24 protein-coding genes and 1 pseudogene are annotated in these 22,195 nt (G+C 69.8%); 10 read left to right on the plus strand and 15 right to left on the minus strand.

Going from position 1 to position 22,195, the window contains the following annotated elements; genetic code table 11:
- Positions 1 to 69: 69 nt before the first annotated feature.
- Both E3O18_RS14950 and E3O18_RS14955 read right to left on the minus strand, forming a co-directional pair.
- Positions 70 to 654, minus strand: a complete 585-nt coding sequence (locus E3O18_RS14950; protein WP_134418433.1) for a gluconokinase — start codon at positions 652 to 654, stop codon at positions 70 to 72.
- Position 655: 1 nt separating this feature from the next.
- Positions 656 to 2,047 carry a gluconate:H+ symporter gene (locus tag E3O18_RS14955; RefSeq protein WP_134394325.1) on the minus strand — a complete coding sequence of 464 codons (1,392 nt, stop codon included), beginning with the start codon at positions 2,045 to 2,047 and terminating at the stop codon, positions 656 to 658.
- 231 nt (positions 2,048 to 2,278) lie between these two features.
- Between E3O18_RS14955 and E3O18_RS14960 the strand changes: the two genes are divergently transcribed.
- On the plus strand, positions 2,279 to 2,974 hold the full coding sequence (locus E3O18_RS14960; protein ID WP_166784946.1) for an FCD domain-containing protein: 696 nt from the start codon (positions 2,279 to 2,281) through the stop codon (positions 2,972 to 2,974).
- Positions 2,975 to 3,017: 43 nt separating this feature from the next.
- Here E3O18_RS14960 and E3O18_RS14965 read toward each other — a convergent pair whose 3' ends face one another.
- Together E3O18_RS14965 and E3O18_RS14970 are read right to left on the minus strand one after the other, a co-directional pair.
- Positions 3,018 to 4,304: a GNAT family N-acetyltransferase gene (locus E3O18_RS14965; protein WP_134394309.1), complete on the minus strand. Its 1,287-nt coding sequence runs from the start codon at positions 4,302 to 4,304 to the stop codon at positions 3,018 to 3,020.
- 58 nt (positions 4,305 to 4,362) lie between these two features.
- Positions 4,363 to 6,966, minus strand: a complete 2,604-nt coding sequence (locus tag E3O18_RS14970) for an excinuclease ABC subunit UvrA (RefSeq protein WP_134418435.1) — start codon at positions 6,964 to 6,966, stop codon at positions 4,363 to 4,365.
- Positions 6,967 to 7,205: 239 nt separating this feature from the next.
- Between E3O18_RS14970 and E3O18_RS16820 the strand changes: the two genes are divergently transcribed.
- Positions 7,206 to 7,331, plus strand: coding sequence for a hypothetical protein (locus E3O18_RS16820; protein ID WP_255570041.1), 126 nt, complete (start codon positions 7,206 to 7,208; stop codon positions 7,329 to 7,331).
- A gap of 5 nt (positions 7,332 to 7,336) precedes the next feature.
- Positions 7,337 to 7,504 (plus strand): hypothetical protein, encoded by a 168-nt coding sequence (locus E3O18_RS16205; protein ID WP_166784566.1) that lies wholly within the window; start codon positions 7,337 to 7,339, stop codon positions 7,502 to 7,504.
- A 56-nt stretch (positions 7,505 to 7,560) separates the two neighbouring features.
- Here the strand turns inward: E3O18_RS16205 and E3O18_RS14975 are convergent, their stop codons facing one another.
- Both E3O18_RS14975 and E3O18_RS14980 read right to left on the minus strand, forming a co-directional pair.
- Positions 7,561 to 8,565, minus strand: coding sequence for an acyl-CoA thioesterase (locus tag E3O18_RS14975; RefSeq protein ID WP_241978212.1), 1,005 nt, complete (start codon positions 8,563 to 8,565; stop codon positions 7,561 to 7,563).
- Between the two features lie 70 nt (positions 8,566 to 8,635).
- Positions 8,636 to 9,118: a heme-degrading domain-containing protein gene (locus tag E3O18_RS14980; RefSeq protein ID WP_134394311.1), complete on the minus strand. Its 483-nt coding sequence runs from the start codon at positions 9,116 to 9,118 to the stop codon at positions 8,636 to 8,638.
- A 192-nt stretch (positions 9,119 to 9,310) separates the two neighbouring features.
- Here E3O18_RS14980 and arsD point away from each other — a divergent pair, with 192 nt between their 5' ends.
- Entirely contained in the window at positions 9,311 to 9,775 is a 465-nt protein-coding gene (gene arsD / locus E3O18_RS14985; RefSeq protein WP_134418437.1) for an arsenite efflux transporter metallochaperone ArsD, read from the plus strand.
- 8 nt (positions 9,776 to 9,783) lie between these two features.
- Positions 9,784 to 11,601, plus strand: a complete 1,818-nt coding sequence (arsA, locus tag E3O18_RS14990) for an arsenical pump-driving ATPase (protein ID WP_277870898.1) — start codon at positions 9,784 to 9,786, stop codon at positions 11,599 to 11,601.
- 147 nt (positions 11,602 to 11,748) lie between these two features.
- On the opposite strand, the gene E3O18_RS14995 is transcribed toward arsA, so the two are convergent.
- The 3 genes from E3O18_RS14995 to E3O18_RS15005 all read right to left on the minus strand — a co-directional run bounded on the left by E3O18_RS14995 (position 11,749) and on the right by E3O18_RS15005 (position 14,657).
- A complete protein-coding gene (locus tag E3O18_RS14995; RefSeq protein ID WP_166784947.1) occupies positions 11,749 to 12,987 on the minus strand; it encodes an MFS transporter in 1,239 nt (412 codons plus the stop codon).
- 103 nt (positions 12,988 to 13,090) lie between these two features.
- Positions 13,091 to 13,861 carry a class I SAM-dependent methyltransferase gene (locus E3O18_RS15000; protein WP_134418439.1) on the minus strand — a complete coding sequence of 257 codons (771 nt, stop codon included), beginning with the start codon at positions 13,859 to 13,861 and terminating at the stop codon, positions 13,091 to 13,093.
- Positions 13,821 to 14,657: a LuxR C-terminal-related transcriptional regulator gene (locus E3O18_RS15005; RefSeq protein WP_134394315.1), complete on the minus strand. Its 837-nt coding sequence runs from the start codon at positions 14,655 to 14,657 to the stop codon at positions 13,821 to 13,823. The genes E3O18_RS15000 and E3O18_RS15005 overlap by 41 nt, the downstream gene beginning before the upstream one ends.
- 100 nt (positions 14,658 to 14,757) lie before the next feature.
- Between E3O18_RS15005 and hxlB the strand changes: the two genes are divergently transcribed.
- Positions 14,758 to 15,384 (plus strand): 6-phospho-3-hexuloisomerase, encoded by a 627-nt coding sequence (hxlB, locus tag E3O18_RS15010; RefSeq protein WP_134418440.1) that lies wholly within the window; start codon positions 14,758 to 14,760, stop codon positions 15,382 to 15,384.
- A 67-nt stretch (positions 15,385 to 15,451) separates the two neighbouring features.
- Positions 15,452 to 16,075 (plus strand): 3-hexulose-6-phosphate synthase, encoded by a 624-nt coding sequence (gene hxlA / locus E3O18_RS15015; RefSeq protein WP_134394317.1) that lies wholly within the window; start codon positions 15,452 to 15,454, stop codon positions 16,073 to 16,075.
- Positions 16,076 to 16,183: 108 nt separating this feature from the next.
- On the opposite strand, the gene E3O18_RS15020 is transcribed toward hxlA, so the two are convergent.
- The 3 genes from E3O18_RS15020 to E3O18_RS15030 form a co-directional block, all read right to left on the minus strand.
- On the minus strand, positions 16,184 to 16,852 hold the full coding sequence (locus E3O18_RS15020; protein ID WP_134394318.1) for an HAD hydrolase-like protein: 669 nt from the start codon (positions 16,850 to 16,852) through the stop codon (positions 16,184 to 16,186).
- Between the two features lie 86 nt (positions 16,853 to 16,938).
- On the minus strand, positions 16,939 to 17,634 hold the full coding sequence (gene nucS, locus E3O18_RS15025; RefSeq protein ID WP_134394319.1) for an endonuclease NucS: 696 nt from the start codon (positions 17,632 to 17,634) through the stop codon (positions 16,939 to 16,941).
- 114 nt (positions 17,635 to 17,748) lie between these two features.
- Positions 17,749 to 19,059 (minus strand): MFS transporter, encoded by a 1,311-nt coding sequence (locus E3O18_RS15030; RefSeq protein ID WP_241976525.1) that lies wholly within the window; start codon positions 19,057 to 19,059, stop codon positions 17,749 to 17,751.
- On the opposite strand from E3O18_RS15030, the gene E3O18_RS15035 reads away from it, so the two are divergent.
- From E3O18_RS15035 to E3O18_RS15045, 3 genes are all read left to right on the plus strand, one after another.
- Positions 19,049 to 19,492 (plus strand): oxidoreductase C-terminal domain-containing protein, encoded by a 444-nt coding sequence (locus tag E3O18_RS15035; RefSeq protein WP_241978213.1) that lies wholly within the window; start codon positions 19,049 to 19,051, stop codon positions 19,490 to 19,492. The two genes, E3O18_RS15030 and E3O18_RS15035, sit on opposite strands and share 11 nt — an antisense overlap.
- Before the next feature lie 98 nt (positions 19,493 to 19,590).
- Complete coding sequence (locus E3O18_RS15040) at positions 19,591 to 20,133, plus strand: HD domain-containing protein (RefSeq protein WP_134394321.1); 543 nt, start codon at positions 19,591 to 19,593, stop codon at positions 20,131 to 20,133.
- Positions 20,133 to 21,353 (plus strand): aldehyde dehydrogenase family protein, encoded by a 1,221-nt coding sequence (locus E3O18_RS15045; protein ID WP_134418442.1) that lies wholly within the window; start codon positions 20,133 to 20,135, stop codon positions 21,351 to 21,353. Before E3O18_RS15040 ends, E3O18_RS15045 begins: the two co-directional genes overlap by 1 nt.
- Here the strand turns inward: E3O18_RS15045 and fdxA are convergent.
- The 3 genes and pseudogenes from fdxA to sufC all read right to left on the minus strand — a co-directional run.
- Positions 21,319 to 21,642, minus strand: a complete 324-nt coding sequence (fdxA, locus tag E3O18_RS15050; protein WP_134394323.1) for a ferredoxin — start codon at positions 21,640 to 21,642, stop codon at positions 21,319 to 21,321. The two genes, E3O18_RS15045 and fdxA, sit on opposite strands and share 35 nt — an antisense overlap.
- A gap of 45 nt (positions 21,643 to 21,687) precedes the next feature.
- Positions 21,688 to 22,047, minus strand: coding sequence for a metal-sulfur cluster assembly factor (locus tag E3O18_RS15055; RefSeq protein ID WP_134394324.1), 360 nt, complete (start codon positions 22,045 to 22,047; stop codon positions 21,688 to 21,690).
- Positions 22,044 to 22,195, minus strand: a pseudogene (gene sufC / locus E3O18_RS16675) (Fe-S cluster assembly ATPase SufC); the annotation flags it as partial. The gene E3O18_RS15055 and the pseudogene sufC, both read right to left, overlap by 4 nt.

Here is a 22,195-nt window from a genome sequence, read left to right on the forward strand (position 1 = left end):
CTTAATACTCTCGAACATCCATTCGGTTCTGCGAGTGTAGTTCATGCCGCCGACACTCGCCAGACCCGATCAGGAAATCGCTCGCGACCCCGGCACCGAGGACTTGCCCGGTTCTCGCGCGCCCAGGCTCGACGAGCCGGGCCGGGGCGTGAGCCCGAGCCGCCGCACGATCTCGGCGGCCTCTTCGGCCGGAGCGCGGCCGGCGTTGATGGAGATCGCGCGCTCGTCGGCGTCGGGCGCCTCGAGTGTGGCCACCTGCGAATCGAGCAGGGAGGTCGGCATGTAGTGGTCGTGGCGCGTCGCAAGCCGGCGCCCGATCAGGTCCGTCGACCCGGTCAGGTGCACGAAGATCACGTTGTGCTCGCGCAGCACGTCGCGGTAGCGGCGCTTGAGCGCCGAGCAGGTGATGATGCCCGGCACCCCCGCCATGGTGTGCTCGATGATCCACGAGGAGACCGTGTCGAGCCAGGGTGCGCGGTCCTCGTCGTTCAGAGGCCGACCGGCGGACATCTTGTCGATGTTCGCCTGGGGGTGGAGGTCGTCGCCCTCCTCGAGGTCCCAGCCGAGCTGGCCGGCGAGGAGCCCTGCCACGGTGGACTTGCCGGATCCGGAGATGCCCATGATCACGAGCACGGGCTGCTGAGTCTCGAACATGCTAGATCACGATATTCAGCAGGAGGACGCCGGCAAGGCCGACCACGGAGATCAGGCACTCCATCACGGTCCAGGTCTTCAGATTCTGCCCGACGGTCGTGCCGAGGTACTCCTTGACGAGCCAGAACCCGGCATCGTTGACGTGGGAGAGGAAGAGCGAACCGGCGCCGATGGCGAGAACCATCAGCGAGACATCCGTGCTGCCCAGGCTGGCCGCGACGGGGGCGAGGATGCCGGCGGCCGTCACGGTGGCGACGGTGGCCGACCCGGTAGCGACTCGGATCAGGGCGGCGACGAACCAGGCCAGCACGAGCACCGAGACGCTGCTGCCGGCCACGGCGTCGGCGATGACGGTGCCGATGCCGGTGTCGATGAGCACCTGCTTGAACCCGCCGCCCGCGCCCACGATGAGCAGGATGCCCGCGATCGGCGGGAGGGAGTCGGAGAGGGACCTGGCGACCCCGGCGCGGTCCATGCCGCCACCGCGACCGAAGACGATCATCGCGTAGATCACGGCGATGCCGAGGGCGATCATCGGCGTGCCGAGGAAGTCGAGCGTGGCGTTGAGAGGCGAGGTGGAGCCCGGGTCGATGGCGTCGGCGATCGATCGGGCGAGCATCAGCACGACGGGGAGCAGGATGCCCGAGATGGTGATCAGGAAGCTCGGGCGCCGACTGTTCTCGCCCAGACCCTGTTCCTCGTTGGTGAGGAACAGGGCCGGCACGGGCACGGAGACCCAACGGCTCGCGAACCTGCTGAAGATCGGGCCGGCGATGATGACGGTCGGAATGGCGATGAGCACGCCGATCGCGAGAGTGAGTCCGAGGTTCGCATCGAGAGTGGTCACGGCCACGAGCGGACCGGGGTGCGGCGGCACCAGGCCGTGCATGACGGACAGGCCGGCGAGGGCCGGGATGGCGATGCGGATGAGCGAGAGCCCGCTGCGGCGGGCCACCAGGATGATCACCGGGATGAGCAGCACGAGTCCGACTTCGAAGAACATCGGCAGGCCGATCAGCCCGCCGATCAGGGCCATCGTCCACGGCAGGGTGCGGGCGCTCGAGCGCGTCACCAGCGAGTCGACGATGCGGTCGGCTCCGCCGGAGTCGGCCAGCAGCTTGCCGAACATGGCGCCGAAGCCGACCAGGATTCCGACGCCGGCCATGGTGGCGCCGAAGCCGGCGCTGAAGCTCGTGACGGCGGCGGCGGGAGCGAGGCCGGCCCCGACCCCGACGCCCACGGCGCCGATCGAGAGGGCGAGGAACGGATGCACCTTGAGCCAGGTGATGAGCAGGATGATCACCGCGACGCCGACGAGGGCGGCGAGGATGAGCTGGAGGTCGCTGCCGGCCGGTTCAATCGGAACCACCGGAGCCGCGTAGGGAAGAATCATCTGAATTTCCATTCCGAGGCTGCTTCACTGCGACCTCATCGTCCAATAATCTGATTAATCAGATATTTGAGTGTGGCACACGAATCGCGACTCCGGGACCAGCGCCGGTACGATCACGATGGGGGACGTCGCGCGGACGCGACGACGCGCGCGGCCAGTCCGCAGGGAGAAGCTGAGATGAACCATGGGGCGGGCGCAGGAGTGTGGAGTGAGCGAGGGCTGCATGCGCGGGTGGTGAACTCGCTGGGCCAACAGATCGTCGACGGCGGATACCTGACCGGCGACATCCTGAACCTGGACGAGATCAGCGAGGAATTCGCGGTCTCTCGCTCCGTGCTGCGCGAGGCACTGCGGGTGCTGCAGTCGCTGGGTATGGTCGAGCCGCGGCAGCGGGTGGGCACCCAGGTGCTGCCCCGTGCCTCCTGGGACCTGATGCACCCGCAGATCATCTACTGGCGCGGACGCGGCACCGACTATCTCACCCAGATGCGCGAGATGCTGGAACTGCGCCTCGGCATCGAGCCTGTGGCCGCCCGGCTGAGCGCGCGCCTGATGACCGCCGAGCAGCTGGACGCGGTGCGGGCGGCGGCCGAGGGCATGGTCGCGGCTGACCTTGCCGGCGACGGTCGCGGGTTCCTCGAGGCCGACATCGAGTTCCACTCCCTGATCCTGATCGCCTCCGGCAACAGCGTGATGGGGCACTTCGCCGGCACGGTCGCGGCGCTCCTCCGCACGCGCGAGGAGGAGAAGCGCTTCACCATCACCGAGTACACGCCGCCGTCGGCACACCGGCACAATCAGCTGGCCGAGGCGCTGTTCGCGCGCGACGAGGATGCCGCGTACCGCTGGTCGTATGCCACGATCGAGGCCACCCTGACCGAGTTCATCCAGGAATCGGGCCGAGCCGAACGGGGCCTCGGGGCCTGAGGCTGCCGGCCTGACGCGGTGTCCGTTGCCGGGCACCTCGTGCTCAGAGCCGGGCGAGCCGCTCGATGTCCTCCAGGAATTCGCTGGCGACCTGGGCCGACACGGTGGTGCGGGTCGACCGGATCGCGACCAGGTAGTCCTCGGTGCCCGGGCCGCCGGGCGTCGACTCGTCCGCCCCCTCGAACAGTGCGCGTTCCAGCGCCTGCTGGGAGGCGCGCCGGGCGGCGTACTCGATGTCGGCTGGTGAGAACCCGTCGCTCGCGGTGACGAGCGCGCTCAGGTCGACCGTGCTTTTCCTGCCCTTGGGGATGTAGCGCTCCCAGATGGCCTGGCGGGCGGCGACATCCGGAAGCCCGATCGGGATGACGTAGTCGAAGCGTCCGTGCCGGAGGAAGGCGGAATCGAGGGCGCGGATGAAGTTCGTGGCGCAGACCAGGAGCCGGCCGGGCTGCTCGCGGAAGGCGGGAATGATCTTCAGCAGTTCATTGGTGACGCCCTGCAGCGCCGAGGGTGGTTCGCCGCCGCGTTGCGCCGCGATCTCCTCGACCTCGTCGATGAAGACGACCGCGTGCTCCAGCTCGGAGATCTTCAGGAAGGTCTCCCGGAGCGCACCGGCAAGGCCCTTGGGGTCGGTCGCGAGCCGCGAGGGGAAGACCTCGACAAAGGGCCATTCCAGCCGCGACGCGATGGCCTTTGCGAAGGTGGTCTTGCCCGTTCCGGGAGGCCCGAAGAGCACGACAGCCTTCGGTGGCACGACGCCGTACTGTTCGGCCATGTCGGGTTTGGCCAGCGGCATGACGAGCCTTCGTTCGAGCAGCTCCTTTTCGGTGCGCATGCCGCCGACGCCCTCCCAGAGATCGCGCGGCAGGATGCGCCCGCCCAGTTCGCTGAGCGACCGCAGCTCCTCGCGTTGCACCGGGATGTGGCGCTCGAAGTAGCGCAGGTGCTGCTTGACCTCGAAACCCCGCTTCACGAAGGCGTCGACGCGCGTGGCCGATTCGGGCATCAGCGCGGACAGCTTGGTCAACGCGTGCCGGGACATCTTCTTCTCCAGGGCGGCCAGCAGGGCCGTGCCGATGCCGCGGCCCTGGTAGCGCTGCGCGGTGGCGAGGAAGACGACCCAGCCCTGGGCATGGGCGGCGCGGCCCACGGCGGCCCCGACGACCTCGTCGCCGGCAAGGGCGACCACGGCGTCATCCTTCTGGCAGGAGGCCAGCACCTCGGACAGGCCGTAGACGGGCTCCGTCTTGGCGGCCGTGATCTCTTCCCAGAGGCGAAGGATGCCGTCGAGGTCGTCCGAGTGAAAGTCGCGGATCCGCCAACCAGTCATGAGTGCTCCTTCGCGCCGACACGTACGCCTCTCAATCTATGGCACGCGCCCCGTCGAACTAGCGAGCAGCCAGGCGGCGGGCAAGGTAGGGCGCGGTGCGGCTGTGCGGATGCCGTGCGACGGCAGCCGGGGTTCCGGTCGCCACGATCTCGCCGCCCGCATCGCCGCCGGCCGGACCCAGGTCGATCACCCAGTCGGCGGCGGCCACCACGTCGAGGTTGTGCTCGACCACGATCACCGTGTTGCCGGCGTCGACCAGGCGGCCCAGCTGGGCCAGGAGGAGGCGGACATCCGCGGGGTGCAGTCCGGTGGTCGGCTCGTCGAGGAGGTACATCGTGTGACCGCGGCGGGCGCGCTGCAGTTCGGTGGCGAGCTTGATGCGCTGCGCCTCGCCACCGGAGAGCTCGGTGGCCGGCTGGCCGAGCCGGAGATAGCCGAGCCCGACCTCACGCAGGGTGGCGAGGCTGCGGGCGGCGGCCGGTACGTCGGCCAGGAAGCCGGCGGCCTCCTCGACGCTCAGGCCGAGCACGTCGGCGATGGACTTGCCCCGATAGGTCACCTGCAGGGTCTCCGGGTTGTAGCGCGAGCCAAGGCAGGCCGGGCAGGGCGTGTAGCTGCCGGGCAGGAAGAGCAGCCCGACGCTCACCGAGCCCTCTCCGAGACAGGTCTCGCAGCGGCCGCCGGGCACGTTGAAGGAAAACCGTCCGGCGCCGTAGCCGCGCTTCCGGGCCTCGTCCGTGGCCGCGAAGGTCGCGCGCACCGCGTCGAAGAGCCCGGTGTAGGTGGCCAGGTTGGAGCGCGGAGTGCGCCCGATCGGCTTCTGGTCCACGCGCACCAGGCGGTCCACGGACTCCAGGCCGGTGATCCGGTCGACCCGCGCCCGCGGCTCGGAGTCGCCGCGTTCGTCGCCGTCGTCGTCAGCGGCGCCTGCGGCGGCGCCTGCAACTGCCGTCGGATCAGAGGCGTCGACGACGTCGGACTCCGGATGCAGCGCGAGCCGCACGGCATCCGCCAGAACCTGGCTGACCAGGGTGGACTTGCCGGAACCGGACACGCCGGTCACCGCGGTCAGCACACCGAGCGGGAAGCCGGCGTCGACGCCTCGGAGGTTGTGCCGGGTGACCCCGTGCAGGCCCAGCCAGCGTTCCGGTGTGCGCAGCGCCGCGGGCTGGGGCGTGGCTGGCGCGGAAGGCTCCGGCGCGGCCGGGAACAGGAACTGCCGGGTAACCGACTCCGGAACATCGGCCAGACCTGCGATGGGTCCGCTGTAGAGCACGACGCCGCCGCCCGCCCCGGCCAGCGGGCCCACGTCGACGACCCAGTCGGCCCGGCGCACGATGTCCATGTTGTGCTCGACGACGAAGACCGAGTTGCCGGATGCCTTCAGCTGCTCCAGCACGAGCAGCAGTGGTTCGGCGTCGGCCGGGTGCAGCCCGGCCGACGGTTCGTCGAGCACGTAGATCACACCGAACAGACCCGAGCGCAGCTGGGTGGCGATGCGCAGGCGCTGCATCTCGCCGGGGGAGAGGGTGGGCGTCGCGCGCCCGAGGCTCAGGTAGCCGAGGCCCAGTTCGAGCAGCACCTCGATGCGGGCGAGCAGGTCCCGGGTGAGGGTCACGGCGGCCTCCGTGGGCTCCGCGGTGTGCTCGGCGCCGCTCGCCCGGAGCGTCGCGCGCAGCAGCTCGGCGAGCCCGGTCAGCGGCAGCAGGTTGAGCTGGGCGATCGACCGGCCGGCCACCGTGACCGCCAGGGCCGCGGGCGTGAGTCCGCTGCCCCCGCACAGGGGACACGGGCCGGATTCGACGAAACGCAGCGCGCGCTCCCGCTGGCTCTGGCTCTTGGAGTCGGCCAGGGTGTGCAGCACATAGCTCTTCGCGCTCCAGAACCGGCCCTGGTACGGCTTGGCGATGCGGTCGCGCTGCGGGGTGACCTCCACCACGGGCTGTTCCTCAGTGAAGAGGATCCAGTCCCGCGCAGAGCGCGGCAGGCCCTGCCAGGCAGTGTCCACGTCGTAGCCAAGGGTGATCAGGATGTCCCGCAGGTTCTTGCCCTGCCAGGCGCCCGGCCAGGCCGCGATGGCGCCGTCACGGATGCTCAGGGCAGGGTCAGGCACGAGGGTTGCCTCGGTCACGGTATGCGCCGTGCCGAGGCCGTGGCACTGCGGGCAGGCGCCGGCCACGGTGTTGGGGGAGAAGGAGTCGGACTCGAGGCGTGGGGCATCCGCCGGGTACATGCCGGCCCGGGAGTACAGCATCCGCAGCGAGTTGGACAGGGTGGTCAGGGTGCCCACGCTCGAGCGGGAGCTGGGTGCACCTCGGCGCTGCTGCAGGGCCACGGCCGGCGGCAACCCCGTGATCTCGTCAACCTGCGGGGTGTGGCCCTGTTGGATCAGCCGGCGCGCGTAGGGCGCGACGGATTCCAGGAACCGGCGCTGGGCCTCCGCGAAGATGGTGCCGAACGCCAGCGACGACTTTCCGGAGCCGGAGACCCCGGTGAAGGCCACGATGGCGTCCCGGGGAACGTCGACGTCGACGTTCCGGAGGTTGTTCTCCCGAGCCCCGCGCACCTGAACGAAGCCCGCGAACGGCGCGTTCCCCGGTGCGGTCGACGGAGCGTTCCGGGTCGAGGCGGCGGTGTCGGCGTCAGGGCGAGGCGGTTGCATCCGGCTGACTCTAGCCCGAGCGTCTGGGCGGATGCCGGGCTGGAGATAGTGGACCTGAGAGGCGACGCGGTATGATTGTTGGATTGCGATCCCGTCCACTGATGGCGGTGGGTCGGTCTTCATCTCGATGCTCAACCGTGACAGATCCCGATGTTCTACCGTGACAATCTCGATCGCTCTTCTATTGGACCAGGCTCAGCGGCGTGCCGTTCAAACCACGTTTGAGACTGAGAGAACCATTGACTGATACATCCGGATCCACCGCTACCCATTACGTGTCCCTGCTGCGTTGGGCGGCCCTGAAGCGGGCGTTCCTGTCCCGCCAGTCCGCTCCGAGCGCCGCCCTCATCGGCGAGAGTCGCTGAATACCATGGCCGACCGCACCACGCCCACCGGTTCAGACGAGCAGGTACCTGCCAACCAGGTCTCGATGCCCCGCTGGGCCGAACTCAAGCGCGCCTACGTCGCGCGGCTTTCGAAGAGCGAGCGCGCCGCACTGGCCGCTGCCGCCGAGCACGCGAACGAACCCCAGGAGTGACCCGGCGGTTCCCCTGAACCGGTGTCGAATTCGTTCGGGCAGTGAGGGCGCGCCGGTCACGGCAGGCGCAGCTGGTCAACGGGCATCGTGACGAGCGGCGCGCGCAATTCCATCAGGTCCCGGGCGTGCTGGTCGAGGCGCTTGTCTTCCGGGGTGATCAGCGTCAGCGGCTCTACCGGCTCGGCGCGCCCGTTCGCGCCGAGTGCGACGAAAATGCTCATGCATTGCGTCGTGAGGTGCAAATCGTGCGGCGTGCGTGGACTGCCCGAGCGCACCCGGATGCTGACGTGCATGCTGTGCTTGCCAGTGTGGATGAGCCGGGCATCCACTTCGACGATGTGCCCGATGTGGATCGGCCGGTAGAAGTGGATGCCGCCCGAGTAGACGGCCACGGCCGCCACGGAACTCCAGGCCGCCGCCGTCGCGAAGGCGGCCTCATCGATCCAGCGCATCACGGTACCGCCGTGGGCGTTGCCGCCCCAGTTCGCATCGGCGGGGTCCGCCAAAAACCGGAACACCGTGCGTGGCGTGGTGCTGTCATCGGTATATTCCTGTGAGCGCATAACAGTCTGGATACGCTGGCGCGGCTCGAGCCGTGCCGTCGCGTTCTCTTGCAGCTCCCGGTCGACGTCGGAGCGGGGCACCCACGAGGGGACTTCTTGCGGCTTCCCGGCATCGTCGACGGCGACGAAAACGAGGATGCAGTGGGTTGCCGGACTGTATTCCCGGGCGCGTACATCCGTGGTCTCGACCGTGACAAGCACATGCATGCTCGTGCGTCCGGTGTGAATGATGCGGGCGTGCACCTCGACCAGGTTGCCGGGCTCTATCGGCCGGGTGAAGTGCACATTGCCGACGTAGGCGGTGACCGTGTCGGATGCGCTCCAGCCCACCGCACAGGCGTAAGCGGCCTTGTCAATCCACTCGAGCACGCTGCCGGCGGCCACGGTCGCGCCCGAAGCGGCGACGTCGGCGGGAACGGCCATGAACCGTAGGGTGATGCGGTCGTCGGGCATGCCCGCGTCGAATTGCGGCATCGAACGGACAGGTGTGGCGGTCACGGATACTCCAACGGAAGCAGGTCAGGGACTTCGGTCCAGACTTTCACATCTGGACCGGGGGCGGTGCGGGTCAGCCGTGCGTGCGGCGGTGTTCCTCGAGAACCTCGACGACAAGGTCGTGGTCATCGCGCTGGGCCAGACCGGAGACGCCGACGACACCGATGAGCGAGCCCCGTACGCGCAGGGGGAAGGCGCCGCCATGCGCGGCGTGTGTGTTCGGGTCGAGGTTCGAGTCGGTGCTGAAGTCGCGGGAGTTCGCTCGGAAGCGCGTGCCCACGGCGTAGGAGGAGTTGGCGAAGCGCCGCACCACCCGGAACTTGTTCTCGAGCCAGGCGTCGTTGTCGGCGCAGGCACCGGGCAGGGCGGCATGGAAGACGCGCTGGTCACCGAACATGATCGACACCGCGATCGGATGCCGCCGGGCGTTGCCGAGTTCCACGAGCCGCGACCCGACGGCCCAGGCGTCGCCCACGTCGAAGGAGTCGAACTGAATAACACGTTCCTGCTCGAGAAGCAGCGGAAGAAGGTCTGCGGCGTCGTGCGCGTCGGTCATCGCATGCCTTTCGGGTTGAATGATGAGACAGGGCAGAGGCGCCCGCAGTCAGTCTTCCACTCCCGCGCGCGCAACGGGAGCCGGTGCTGACGCAAGCGGGTCGCCAAATATCGATAAGCGTCGATATACTGGGAGGACCGTCATCACGGACAAGTCGTCCCCGCTGGATGCCGGCCAAGGAGATGGTCACCCATGGCACACATCGAGATTTTCGAACCGGGACTGTGCTGCGGCACAGGCATCTGCGGAGTCGACGTCGACCAGGCGCTGGTCACCTTCTCCGCGGACCTCGATTTCACCCGCGCGAACGGCGGTGACATTGCCCGATTCAACCTGGCCCAGGAGCCCCTCGCCTTCGTGGAGAACGAGGTGGCCCGCCAGTTCCTGCACACCGTCGGCCAGGAGGGCCTGCCCGTCACGCTCGTAGGGGGAGCCACCGTGCTCACCGGCCGCTACCCGACCCGCGCCGAGCTCGCGAACTGGACCGGCGTGGCGGCTGTGGACACCGGCGCGGCCAGTCACCGTGCGGCCGTGCAGCCGGAGGGAGCCGTGCGGCTGCTAGCCATGGCCGGGTCCGGTGACGCCACGGCCACCGAGACCGCCGAAAATACCGCGGGCGCCGATGCCGGCTGCTGCGGCAACGGCTGCTGCTGCTAGGGCCGATCATGACGACCCTGCGCTTCCTCGACGACGCCCCACGTTTCCTCTTCTTCACCGGCAAGGGCGGGGTCGGCAAGACCTCCATCGCGTGCGCGAGCGCGGTGCGTCTGGCCGAGTCCGGGGCATCCGTGCTGCTGGTCAGCACCGATCCGGCCTCCAATGTGGGCCAGGTCTTCGGGGTGACCATCGGCAACACGGTCACGCCGATCGCGGCGGTGCCCGGCCTGTCGGCCCTTGAGATCGACCCCGAGCAGGCGGCCGAGCAGTACCGCGAACGCATCGTCGGCCCGGTGCGCGGCCTGCTGCCGCCCGCCGAGGTGGCCTCGATCGAGGAGCAGCTCTCGGGTGCCTGCACCACCGAGATCGCCTCGTTCAACGAGTTCACCGACCTGCTGACGGATGCCGCGTGGACGGCCGCGTACGACCACATCCTCTTCGACACGGCCCCCACCGGGCACACCATCCGACTGCTGCAGCTGCCCGGGTCGTGGACCGACTTCCTCACCGAGGGCACGGGCGACGCGTCCTGCCTCGGGCCGCTCTCCGGCCTCGAGAAGCAGCGCGCCGTCTATGCCGACGCCGTGGCCGCCCTCGCCGACCCTGCCCGGACCCGGCTGGTGCTCGTGGCGCGCGCCCAGGGCGGCGCCCTGCGGGAGGCCGCCCGCACCCAGGCAGAACTCGCCGCCATCGGCATGAAGCGTCAGCACCTGGTGGTCAACGGCATCCTGCCTGCCGGCCCGGCAACGAATTCTGATGCCGATGCGGGCACGCCCGCCGAGGCCGACCCGCTCTTCGACGCCATCCGGGCGCGCGAACAGCAGGCGCTCGCCGCGATGCCCGTGGGGCTGCGCACCGCGCCCACCGACTACGTGGGCCTGAAGAGCACCAACATGGTCGGCTTGGCCGCGCTCCGCAGCCTGCTCGAGCCTGAAGTCGTCCCGACGCCGGGCACCGGAATCGCCACGGTCGCTCCGGGGGCCCCGCTCTCGGCCCTCGTCGACGAGATCGAGGCCGGCGGCCACGGCCTCGTGATGCTGATGGGCAAGGGCGGTGTGGGCAAGACCACGCTCGCGGCGGCGATCGCCGTCAGCCTCGCCGAACGCGGGCTGCCCGTGCACCTCACCACGACCGACCCGGCCGCGCACCTCGACGACACCCTGGCCGGCGGGCTGGCGAACCTGACCGTGTCCCGGATCGACCCGGCCGTCGAAATCGCCAACTACACCGAGCGGGTCATGCGCACGAAGGGCGCGCACCTCGACGCGCAGGGCCAAGCCATGCTCCGCGAGGACCTGCGTTCGCCGTGCACGGAGGAGATCGCCGTGTTCCAGGCCTTCTCCCGCGTGAGTCGGGAGGCGAAGGGTACCTTCGTCGTGATGGATACCGCGCCCACGGGCCACACCCTGCTGCTGCTGGATGCGACCGGGTCGTACCACCGCGAGGTCACCCGGCAGCTGGGCGACGGCATCCGTCTGACGACGCCGATGATGCGGCTGCAGGACCCGGAGCAGACGAAGGTGATCCTGGTCACCCTCGCCGAAACCACGCCCGTGCTCGAGGCCGCGGAGCTACAGGCCGACCTGGAGCGGGCCGGCATCACCCCGTGGGCGTGGATCGTGAACAACTCGATCGCCGCGGCGGCGCCGACCAACCCACTGCTGCTCGCGCGGGCCCGGAACGAGCTCCCCGAGCTCGAGCACGTGCACGAGAAACGCGCCCCGCGGCTCGCGGTGGTGCCGCTGCTGGCGGAGGAGCCGGTGGGCATTCCGGCGCTGCTCGCGCTCGCCGCGGGGAGGCAGCCCGCGCCGGCATCCGTTCGCTAGCTGGCCGGTCGGCCAGCGCGGTGGTCGGCCAGTGTTCCAGCGCCTGCGTCGGCCGAGTCTGAGGCCAGCTGTGCGGAAAGCGTCCACGCGGTGCGGTCGACTCGGACCTGCCGAGAGTGAATCAACCAATCGTCAGGACTCACCCGGTCAGCGCCCGACCGGTCGGGCCGTGGTGCCGCGCACGGCAGACCAGAGCACGATGGCGACCGCGAGCACCATGGTGACCAGTCCGAGCCCGGAGTAGCCGATCGCGCTCAGGATCAGGCCGGCCAGGGCTCCGCCGAGGGCACCGGCCCCGTTCATCGACAGGTCGGAGAAACCCTGCAGGGCGGCGCGGTCGTGCACGTCCACCGCCTCGGCGATCAGCGCCGAGCCGGCGACGACGGATGCCGACCAGCCCAGTCCGAGCAGGATCAGCCCCACGGTCATGGCCGTTTGTGACTCCCCGGCCAGCCAGAAGATCGCCAGCGAGGCCAGCAACAGGCCCTGACCGATGAGAATGACGGGCATCCGTCCCAGCCGGTCGGCCATCCAGCCGAAGACGGGCGAGAGCGCGTACATGCCGGCGACGTGGAGGCTGATGGTCAGCCCCACCAGCGTCAGGGTGGCGCCGTGGTCGCGCAGGTGCACCGGGGCCATCGACATCAGGGCGACCATGGTGGCGTGGCTGCAGGCGATCACGATCACCGCGAAGCGGGCCTGCGGGTTGACGCGCACGATGGCCAGGCCGCCGCGGCGCGTGCCGCCGGCGGGGTCGACCTCGCGTGCGGCAAGGGCGGTGAGCAGCGGGTCGGGGCGGAGTCCGACCGTATAGACGACGGCCGCGCCGACCGTGGCGATCAGGGAGAAGGCGAAGGCACCGGTCAGCGGGGGCAGGCCGAGGGCCTTCCCCACGACCTCGCCGGGGCCGAACAGGTTCGGGCCGAGCACGGCGCCGATGGTCGTCGACCAGACCACGATGGACAGGTCGCGCGCCCGGAATTGTGTGCTCGCGAGGTCGGTGGCGGCGAAGCGGGCCTGCAGGTTCGTGGCCGATCCGGCGCCGAGGAGCATCAGTGCCAGCAGGAGCAGCGGGAAGATGTCGACCGCGACCGAGGTGATGGCGAGAACAGCGCCGGAGCCGGCGATGAGCGAGCCGGTCGCTAGGGAGCGGCGGCGACCGCGGCGCTGGGCCAGGCGGGCCAGCGGTACGGCCACGAGGGCGGCGCCGAGGGTGCTCATGGTGGCGGCCATGCCCGACCAGGCGCTGGAGCCGGAGAGCTGCGCGGCCAGCAGAGCGCCGAGGGAGAGCGTGGCGCCCATGCCGATGCCACCGAGGATCTGGCCTGCGATGAGCACCCGCACGACCGTGCGCTGCAGCGGCGTGTGGTCGGCGGGCGTGGGCATGGGGCGGGCGTCCGGGGTCACGGGCGCGGGCGCATCCGGATTGGTGGACATCGGGCTCCCTCGTGGCGTGTGCGCTGGGGTTTCAGTATACCCCAGGGGGTAATTAGGCTTCGACGACGAGCAGGGTGTCGAGGGCGAACGTGGCGGCGCCGCCGTCGCCGGGGGCCTCCGGGTCGGTGGCGAGGTCGCGGCGGATGGTCTCGCAGCGCACGACCCGGGAGGCACCCGGGCTTGCGGGGTCGATGCAGGAACGCAGCAGCTCGGGCGAGTAGAGGATGGCCGGATCGCCGGGTCCGGGAGCCCCGGTCTCGAGGTTGGCCTGGTCGTGCCCGAGCGCGACCAGGTGCCCGCCGGGGGAGAGCCACCCGGCGGCGCGGGCCAGCACGGCGCGCAAGGCGGGCTCGGGCAGGTGCAGGTACATCACGGTGACCAGGTCGAAGCTTGCGCCTGCCGGATCCCAGGTCGTGGCGTCGCCAACCTGCCAGTGCACCGACACGCCTGCCTCGGCGGCGTGCGCTTCGGCCTGGCCGACGGCCTCGGCGGAGAAGTCGACCGCCGTGACCATCCAGCCGTGGCCGGCCAGCCAGATCGCGTTGCGACCGTCGCCGGTGGCCAGGTCCAGCGCACGCCCCGGCGGGAACGGGCTCACGGTGTCCTGCACGATCTGCGCCGGCACCGCGGACCACAGGCGTCCGGCCCGGCCGGCCTGGGCCTCACGGGCGAGGCGGTAGCGGGTGTCCCATTCGGTGGCGTCAATGGTGTGTCCTCTCGGCGGGCATCCGTCGGTGTGAACGGATGCTGCGCGATGGCCAGTTTTGCACGGAGGCGGCGGCTCAGCGGGAGAGCGCTGCCAGCTCGGCCCGAGTGGAGGCACCCACCTTGCGCAGCAGGTTGGCGACGTGGAACTTGACCGTGTTCTCGCTGATCGAGAGCGTCTCGGCGATCGCCCGGTTGCGGGCGCCGGAGGCGACCAGCTCGAGCACGCCCTTCTCGCGCGGGCTGAGACCCCACGCGGCGGCGGCCGTGAGCGGTGCGAGTGGCACGTCGAGGGGGAGGCTGACGGTCATTTCGGATCCCCAGCCGGTCGTCGCCTCCAGCCGCAGCGTGCCGTTCAGTGCGGCCACCCGGCTCGTCAACCGGCTGACGCTCGGGCTGTCCGGGGTGAGGTCGCCGGAGCCGTCGTCGCGGATGTGGATCAAGAGGTTGCTGCCGTCGCAGTCCCAGTGCACGCGCACGCGGGCCACCCCGGCCTGCTCGACCAGAGCCAGGACCGCGCCGCGCACGATGGCCCGGGCGGCGTGGGCCACCTCGCCGGGCAGGGCCCGGCCGTTCACGGGCGGCTCGATGAACTGCACGTCGAGGTCGCCGAAGCGCACGAGCGGGCGCAGGTCGTCGCGCAGGCGTTCGAAGGCCTGAGCAACGGGCTCCTCGGTGAGGGACCGGTCGAGGTCGGAGACGGCGCGCAGCGCAACCATCGCCGTCGCGGCCAGGTCGATCGCGGTTTGCCGGGCCGAGGCGTCGCTCGTGTCCCGGGAGCGGAGCACGGCGAGCAAGGACTCGAGCGTGGTCGCCTGCGTGTCGGTCAGGTCGGCGACGACCCGGGCGCGCTCGGCGGCGGCCGAACGGGAGTCGAACGGCTCGATCGAGGGGGCTGGGCGCTGACTATTCACCTCAGCAGCCTACCGGGGGTGCGTTCAGCCATCCGTTCGGGTAGGTGCGCCGCCCGTTCGGTGGGCCTCCTGCCCGCCCAAAAGAGTGGATCATAAGGGGATGCCTTCTCGCACCGACACCCCCGTGACAGTGACCGAATCGCTCGCCGCCATCGCGGCCGAGAACGCCGGGATCGTGCGCCAGCTCCTGACGACGGCGACCACGAACAGCACGAACAGCACTGACGACACGGCCGGCCTCCCGACCCTCGACCAGGCCGCGGCCGTCCTGCGGGGAGCCCGGCGCGTGTTTGTGCTCGGCGCGGGCCGGTCCGGACTGGCTCTGCGCATGACCGCGATGCGGCTGATGCACCTCGGGCTCGACGTGCACGTGGTCGGCGAGGTCACCACCCCGGCGATCGTGGCCGGCGACGTGCTGCTGGTAGCGAGCGGGTCCGGCGCGACGGCCACCGTCGTGCGCGCGGCCGAAACCGCCGCGGCGTCCGGTGCCCGGCTGATCGCGATCACCACCGCACCGGCCTCCCCGCTCGCCGCGTTGGCCGCGGTGACAGTGGTCGTGCCGGCCGCCCAGAAGCAGGACCATGACGAACTCCGGTCGCTGCAGTACTCGGGCGCGCTCTTCGAACAGACCGTCGTCGTGCTCGGCGATGCGATCTTCCACAGCCTGTGGAAGGCATCCGGGGCCACGGCCGATGAGCTGTGGCCGCGCCACGCCAACCTCGAATAACGCTTTTCACTCCTTCAGACCTATCAGGCCTCACCAGAACCTCACCAGAACCGGGAAGAAGACCATCATGAAACTGCAAGTCGCCATGGACGTACTCACCACGGATGCGGCCCTCGAGCTGGCCGCGAAGGTTGCACCCTACGTGGACATCATCGAGCTCGGCACCCCGCTGATCAAGGCGGAGGGCCTGCGTGCCGTGACCGCCATCAAGGCCGCTCACCCCGACAAGACGGTCTTCGCCGACCTCAAAACAATGGATGCCGGTGAGCTCGAGGCCGACCTGGCGTTCACCGCCGGCGCCGACCTGGTGACTGTTCTCGGCACGGCCGGGGACAGTACCATCGTCGGGGCCGTCGCCGCGGCCACGAAGCACGGCAAAGGCGTCGTCGTCGACCTGATCGGCGTCGCCGACAAGGTGACGCGGGCCCGCGAAGTGACAAAGCTCGGTGCCGTCTTCGTCGAGATGCACGCCGGCCTGGACGAGCAGGCGGAGCCCGGCTTCTCGCTCTCGACTTTACTCAACCAGGGTGAGACCGCCCGGGTTCCGTTCTCCCTGGCCGGCGGCGTGAGCGTCGCCACCATTGCCTCCGTGCAGCGTGCCGGGGCCCGGGTCGCCGTCGCCGGCGGCGCCATCTACGGCGCCGAGGACCCGGCCGCCGCGGCGGCCGCCCTGCGCGGCGCCATCATCTAGCCGCCCCGGAGTCCGCGCGGGAGTCCCCGCGGGAGTCCGCGTGGATACGGAAAAAGCACCCTCGTTTCGAGACGAGGGTGCTTTTTCGCGAGGGCAGGGAGAGGGGTGTCAGCCGAGGAGCATCTTGCCGAGCGTGTCAGCGGAGTAGACGGTCGCGGTCGCCTCGGCGGCCTCGGACGGGGAGCCGTAGCCCCACTCCACGAGAATGGCCGGAACGCCGTGGGCGGCCGCACCTTCCGCGTCGTAGCGGCGGTCGCCGACCATGACGGGCTGGCTGAGGTCGGCACCGGCGGCGGCGAGGCGCTCGAGGGCCTCCGCCACGACGTCGGCCTTGGAACTGCGCGTCTCGTTGTCGGTGGAGCCCACGATGGCGGTGAAGTACTTTGCCAGGTCGAAGTGCTCGAGCACCGCGATCGCATTGTGCTGGGTTTTGCTGGTGGCCACGGCCATCGGGATCCTCGCCGCGTGGATGCGCTCGAGGAGCCCGGCGACGCCCGGGAAGATGGCGGTGTCCAGCAAATGCTTGCCTTGGTCGTCGGCGCGGTAGACGGCGACAGCCTCGGCGGCCTCCTCCGGTGTCATGCCGGCGTACTCGCGGAAAGCGGCCAGCAGAGGCGGCCCCACGTAGGCCAGAAGTTCCGCGTCGGCGGGAACCGGGTGGCCCAGGACGGCGAAGGTGCGGGCGAGGGCATTGGTGATGGCCGGGGCGGAATCGGTGATTGTTCCGTCAAGGTCAAAGAGTATGGCACTCCACGTGCGGGTCGATGTCGAAATCACAGGCTAATACTAGGGGTCGGGAGTCGATCTATCGCATGAATTCAAAGATCATGAGGACGATACGCTTTCACTCGGGCCGCCAGGCCCTAAAAGAGTTTCGATTGTGTGTCGTCGAGTCCGCGCATGGCGTCGTAGTCGAGAACGAGGCAACGGATGCCGCGGTCCTCGGCCAGCGTGCGCGCCTGCGGCTTGATGATCTGTGCAGCGAAAACCCCGATTACCGGTGCGAGATGCGGGTCGCGATTCATGAGTTCGAGGTAGCGCGTGAGCTGTTCCACCCCGTCGATGTCGCCGCGCCGTTTCAGCTCCACGGCGACGGATCCGCCCGTGGAGTCGCGCGCCAGGATGTCGACCGGGCCGATCGCCGTCATGTACTCGCGGCGCACCAGGATATGGCCGTCGCCGAGCAGGTGGATGTGCTCGGCCAGCAGCTTCTGCAAATGGGCCTCGACGCCGTCCTTGATCAGTCCGGGGTCGATGCCGAGCTCGTGGGCGGAGTCGTGCAGCACCTCGTAGATGCTGACGATGAGCTGGTCGGCGGTCTTGGCGTGGGTGACCGTCCACACGGCCGTGACGCCGGCATCCGTCTGGTCGTCATCGGGCTCGGACAGCGCCAGGCTGCACGGCGGGCTCATCCAGTTGAGCGGCTTGTAGGAGCCGCCGTCGGAGTGCACGAGCACGCTGCCGTCCGACTTGATCATGAGCAGGCGGGTGGCCAGCGGCAGATGCGCGCTGAGTCTCCCCGCGTAGTCGACGGAACATTTCGCAATCACAAGGCGCACGGTTCGAGCCTAACCGCGCCGCTGGCCCGAACCAATTCGACGGAAATTTGCCGTTTCGGCTCCAATCAGGCCACCCAAAACCGGCCTCCAGCGCCAAAACCTCTGTCGACTTCGTTAGGCGGCGGGGGAGGTGCGCGCGGCGGGGGCGTCGGTGCGCTCGCGCGCGGCGGGGGCGGCCAGGCCCGCCAGAACCATCAGTGCCAGGATCAAGAACAGGGCGTTCAGGATGCCCCAGGCCTCGCCGAGCAGGCCGAGCACGGGTGGGCCCACGAGGAACGCGAAATAGCCGATCATGGCGACGGCGCTCACCCGGGCGGCGGCGTTCTTCGTGTCGTCGGCGGCGGCCGACATGCCCACCGGGAAGCCGAGCGACGCGCCGAGACCCCAGAGCACCGTGCCGGTGTAGAGCAGCCACTCGTTCGGCGCGAGGATGAACAACACCAGGCCCAGGATTCCCAGCGCGGCGCAGGCGCGCAGCACCGGGACCCGCCCGAACCGGTCCAGGATCGGCCCGCCGAACACGCGGCCGACGGTCATCGCCGTCACGAAGACGCCGAAGATGATGGCGCCCTCCGTGTTGCTCAGCCCGTGTCCGTCGACGGCGGCCAGGGCCAGCCAGTCGTTGGCCGAGCCCTCGGCGAAGGTCATGCCCAGCACGATCGTGCCGATCAGGAGGATCCTCGTGTCACCCCACGCGGACAGGCTGACGCGCAGGCGCTCCCGCCAGGGCGGCGCAGGGCGCGGCCCGGCCTCTGCCGTTTCCGGCGCGGCGCCCGGCTCCGACGCCGTTGCCGGCTTGTCGCCGAGCTCCGCTCGCACCGGGATATGCCGCACCCCGGCGACGGCGGTGGCGAGCACGAGAAGCGAAACCCCGGCCAGGTGCCAGAACACCGGCAACGAGGCGAAGGATGCCCCCGCGCCCGCCAGCGCGCCGACCACGGTGCCGAGGCTGAAGCAGGCGTGCATCAGCGGCATCAGCGTCTTGCCGATCGCCCGCTCGGCCGCCGCCCCCTCGACGTTCATCATGACGTCGACCGAGCCCATCCCGAAACCGACCAGGGCCAGCCCGGCGAAGACCAGCTCGGTGGACCCCAGCAGACTCGTGCCGACCCCGGCCGTGATGAGCCCGACCGAGGAGATCGCTACGCCGAGAACCACGGCGCGCCGGGCGCCGAGGCGGGCGAGCAGCCCGACCGCCGCCACCAGGCCGATCACCGACCCGGCCGAGAGACCGAAGATGACGATGCCCACCTGCGCGGTCGAGAGCTCGAGGCCGTCTCGCACGGCCGGGATGCGGGACATCCAGGTAGCCAGTGCGAGTCCGGAAATGAAGAAGAGTGCGAACACGGCGTTCCGCCAGGCGTGCAGCCCGGGGCGTGCGGTTGGGGTGGCGGAGGTTCCGACGTCGCGGGCGGTGTGGGTCACACCTTCACGTTATCCGAAACGCAATCTGCCGCACGTCGGGGGACGTCAGGGGGCGACAGAACGGGGTGTACCGCACCCCGCCGCAGTCGCCGCCGCCACCCTGCTGGGCATCCCCGCCGAGCACAAGACGGTGCCGTGGTTCTGGTCCGACCAGGCCGATCTGGAACTGCAGATCGCCGGGCTCTCCGGCGGCCATGACCGGGTCGTGCTGCGCGGCGACCCCGACTCGGAGAAGTTCTCCGTGCTCTACTATCGCGGCGGCACGCTGATCGCCGCGGACTGCATCAACAACCCGCTCGACTTCATGGCCGTGTGGGACGCCCTGCACAAGGGCCAGCCCGTTCCGGCCGATGCCGCCTCCGACACCTCCTTCACCCTCAAAAAGCTCGCCACCGGTGCCCCGGCGCTCTCCGAGAAAGTGACAACGCCATGATCCTGTAGACCGAACACCCGATCGACACCTCCCGGATCAGCGTCACCGACACCTCCCCGACCGACCTCGACCTGCTCTGGCGGGCCGTCGCACGGGAGATGCGCACGCGCGGCAACGACATCCACATCCCGATGTCGTTCGCCTTCGCCGAGCGCCGCTGCGACGCCTACCCGGAGGCCGATTCCCTGGTGGCGCGGGTCGCCATCCTGCTGCACGACACCGGCTGGGCCTGCGTCGACGAGATCAAGATCATCTCGGAGGGCTTCGGCACGAACTGGCGCCAGGCGCAGATCCGGTTCGAACACGAGATCACGGGCTGCGAGATCGCCCGCGAGGTGCTGCCCGGCCTCGGCTACGACGACGCGTTCATCACCCGGGTGACCGACATCATCGATGGGCACGACACCCGCCCGGTGTCGCACTCGATCGAAGACTCGCTGGTGCGGGACGCCGACCGGCTCTGGCGCTTCACCCCGGCCGGCATCGCCCTGGCCTCGAGCTGGTTCGTCCAGACGCCGTCGTTCTACTGCCGCCGGCTGCGCGCGGAGATCCTGCCGGAGCTGATCACCGCCGCCGGGCTCGAGATGGTGACGGTCGAACTCGACCGGGCCGAGGCGCTGCTCAAGGTTTCGGTGCTCTGATGGAGACGGCGTTCGCGACCGTTCCGTACACCCACACGGACGACCTGTTCATCGACGGCGCGGCCCGCCGGGCCTTCACCGGTAGCGGCTGGCGCGACCTGGCCCCCTCCGAACGAGCGGTCTACCTGAGGCGGCTGGCCGACGAGGTCGAGAAGCGCAGCGAGGCGATCTCGCACACCCACACCTGGGAGAACGGGTCGCCGGTATACGAGACCAGCCGTGCCGCCTCGAATGCGGCCGCCATCTTCCGCTACTTCGCCACCCTCGCGCCACACCTGGAGGCGCACGATGTGCGCCCGTTCCCCGACGGCTCCGCCGAGACCGTGGTGCGCCAGGACCCGGTCGGGGTCTGTGCCCTGATCGCGCCGTGGAACTTCCAGCCGGCGTCGCCGACCCCCCTCTCGATCCGCCAGATCGCGGATGCCGTCGTCGCCGCCGGTATTCCGGCGGGCGTGGTCAACGTTGTCACCGGTAACAGCGCCGTCGGGGACGCCCTCGTGCGGCACACGGGCATCGACAAGGTGGCGTTCACCGGGGCCACCCCGGTGGGCCGTTCGAACGGTGCCGCCTGCGGCGAGCTGTTGCGCCCGGCAACCCTGGGGCTTGGCGGCAAGTCGTCGGCCCTGGTGCTGCCCGACGCCGACCTGGCACAGATGGCGAAAGTGCTGATCCGCACCTGCATGCGCAACACGGGGCAGACCTGTTGCGTCTCGACCCGTATCCTCGCCCCGCGGGGCCGCTACGACGACTTGGTGGACATGGTCACTGCCACCATCGCGGCCGCGCCCCAAGGTGACCCGATGGATCCGGCGACCGTGTTCGGGCCGAGCGCAACCGCCGCGCAGCGGGACACGGTGCGCGGCTTTATCCGGTCGGGCCTGGCGGAGGGTGCCCGCGCCACGCCCGGCGGCGACGTGCCCAGCGGGTTCGACCGGGGCTTCTACGTCACGCCGACCGTGTTCGCCGACGTGACGCCCGGCATGCGGATCGCCCGGGAGGAGATCTTCGGGTCGGTGCTGTCGATTTTGCGCTACGACAGCGTCGAGGAGGCCGTCGGGATCGCCAACAACACGGCCTTCGGCCTCGGAGGAACGGTCTTCTCCGCAGACGAGGATGCCGCCCCGTTCGCGGGGCGGCATGGCTCAGGGCTCGGCGTCGAATTCGGCCTGGAGGAGCGCGGCAGGGTCAGAGCCGCACTTGCGGGGGCAGGGCGGCGATGAGCGGGTGGTCCTTCTGGAACACGCCGGACTTCGCGGCCCCGCCGGGCGAGCCGATGTCGTCGAAGAACTCGACATTGGCCTTGTAGTAGTCGGCCCACTTCTCGGGCAGGTCGTCCTCGTAGTAGATGGCCTCGACCGGGCAAACGGGTTCGCAGGCGCCGCAGTCGATGCACTCGTCGGGGTGGATATAGAGGGAGCGGTCCCCCTCGTAGATGCAGTCGACCGGGCACTCGTCTACGCAGGCGCGGTCCTTCACGTCGACGCAGGGCAGGGCGATCACATAGGTCATCGGCGCACCTCGGTCAGAGGAAGCCGATGGGTGGCAACGGGCTGGTTAGACGTTGAATCCAAGGGCGCTCATCATCTCCCGGCCGTCGTCGGTGATCTTGTCGATGCCCCACGGCGGCATCCAGACCCAGTTGATGCGGAACTGGTCGACGATGCCGTCCAGGTTGACGCCGATCTCCTGCTCGAGCATCTCGGTCAGCGGGCAGCCGGCCGAGGTCAGGGTCATGTGGATGATCAGGGCGTCGTTCTCATCGTCCCAGCCCAGGTCGTAGATCAGGCCGAGGTCGACGATGTTGATGCCGAGTTCCGGGTCGATCACATCCTTGAGGGCCTCCTGGATGGCATCGAACCGCGCCGCGCCCAGGGTCGATTCCGCCGGTTGCAGTGCAGTTGTCCCGAGGCTCATCGGGCGACCTCGGCGCTCTGGAAGCGATCGTAGCCCTCGTCTTCGAGGCGGTCGGCGAGTTCGGGGCCGCCCTGTTCGGCGATGCGGCCGTCGACGAAGACGTGCACGAAGTCCGGCTTGATGTAGCGCAGGATGCGGGTGTAGTGCG

Origin of the sequence: Cryobacterium sp. TMT2-42-4, assembly GCF_004402645.1 — a bacterium.
In the GTDB taxonomy this organism is placed as follows: domain Bacteria; phylum Actinomycetota; class Actinomycetes; order Actinomycetales; family Microbacteriaceae; genus Cryobacterium; species Cryobacterium sandaracinum.

Excerpts from the sequence above, each read along its gene's own strand:
- E3O18_RS14950 (WP_134418433.1), bottom strand. The coding sequence starts at position 654 with ATGTTCGAGACTCAGCAGCCCGTGCTCGTGATCATGGGCATCTCCGGA.
- E3O18_RS14955 (WP_134394325.1), bottom strand. The coding sequence starts at position 2,047 with ATGATTCTTCCCTACGCGGCTCCGGTGGTTCCGATTGAACCGGCCGGC.
- E3O18_RS14965 (WP_134394309.1), bottom strand. The coding sequence starts at position 4,304 with ATGACTGGTTGGCGGATCCGCGACTTTCACTCGGACGACCTCGACGGC.
- E3O18_RS14970 (WP_134418435.1), bottom strand. The coding sequence starts at position 6,966 with ATGCAACCGCCTCGCCCTGACGCCGACACCGCCGCCTCGACCCGGAAC.
- E3O18_RS16205 (WP_166784566.1), top strand. The coding sequence starts at position 7,337 with ATGGCCGACCGCACCACGCCCACCGGTTCAGACGAGCAGGTACCTGCC.
- E3O18_RS14980 (WP_134394311.1), bottom strand. The coding sequence starts at position 9,118 with ATGACCGACGCGCACGACGCCGCAGACCTTCTTCCGCTGCTTCTCGAG.
- arsD (WP_134418437.1), top strand. The coding sequence starts at position 9,311 with ATGGCACACATCGAGATTTTCGAACCGGGACTGTGCTGCGGCACAGGC.
- arsA (WP_277870898.1), top strand. The coding sequence starts at position 9,784 with ATGACGACCCTGCGCTTCCTCGACGACGCCCCACGTTTCCTCTTCTTC.
- E3O18_RS14995 (WP_166784947.1), bottom strand. The coding sequence starts at position 12,987 with ATGCCCACGCCCGCCGACCACACGCCGCTGCAGCGCACGGTCGTGCGG.
- hxlB (WP_134418440.1), top strand. The coding sequence starts at position 14,758 with ATGCCTTCTCGCACCGACACCCCCGTGACAGTGACCGAATCGCTCGCC.
- hxlA (WP_134394317.1), top strand. The coding sequence starts at position 15,452 with ATGAAACTGCAAGTCGCCATGGACGTACTCACCACGGATGCGGCCCTC.
- E3O18_RS15040 (WP_134394321.1), top strand. The coding sequence starts at position 19,591 with ATGCGCACGCGCGGCAACGACATCCACATCCCGATGTCGTTCGCCTTC.
- E3O18_RS15045 (WP_134418442.1), top strand. The coding sequence starts at position 20,133 with ATGGAGACGGCGTTCGCGACCGTTCCGTACACCCACACGGACGACCTG.
- fdxA (WP_134394323.1), bottom strand. The coding sequence starts at position 21,642 with ATGACCTATGTGATCGCCCTGCCCTGCGTCGACGTGAAGGACCGCGCC.
- E3O18_RS15055 (WP_134394324.1), bottom strand. The coding sequence starts at position 22,047 with ATGAGCCTCGGGACAACTGCACTGCAACCGGCGGAATCGACCCTGGGC.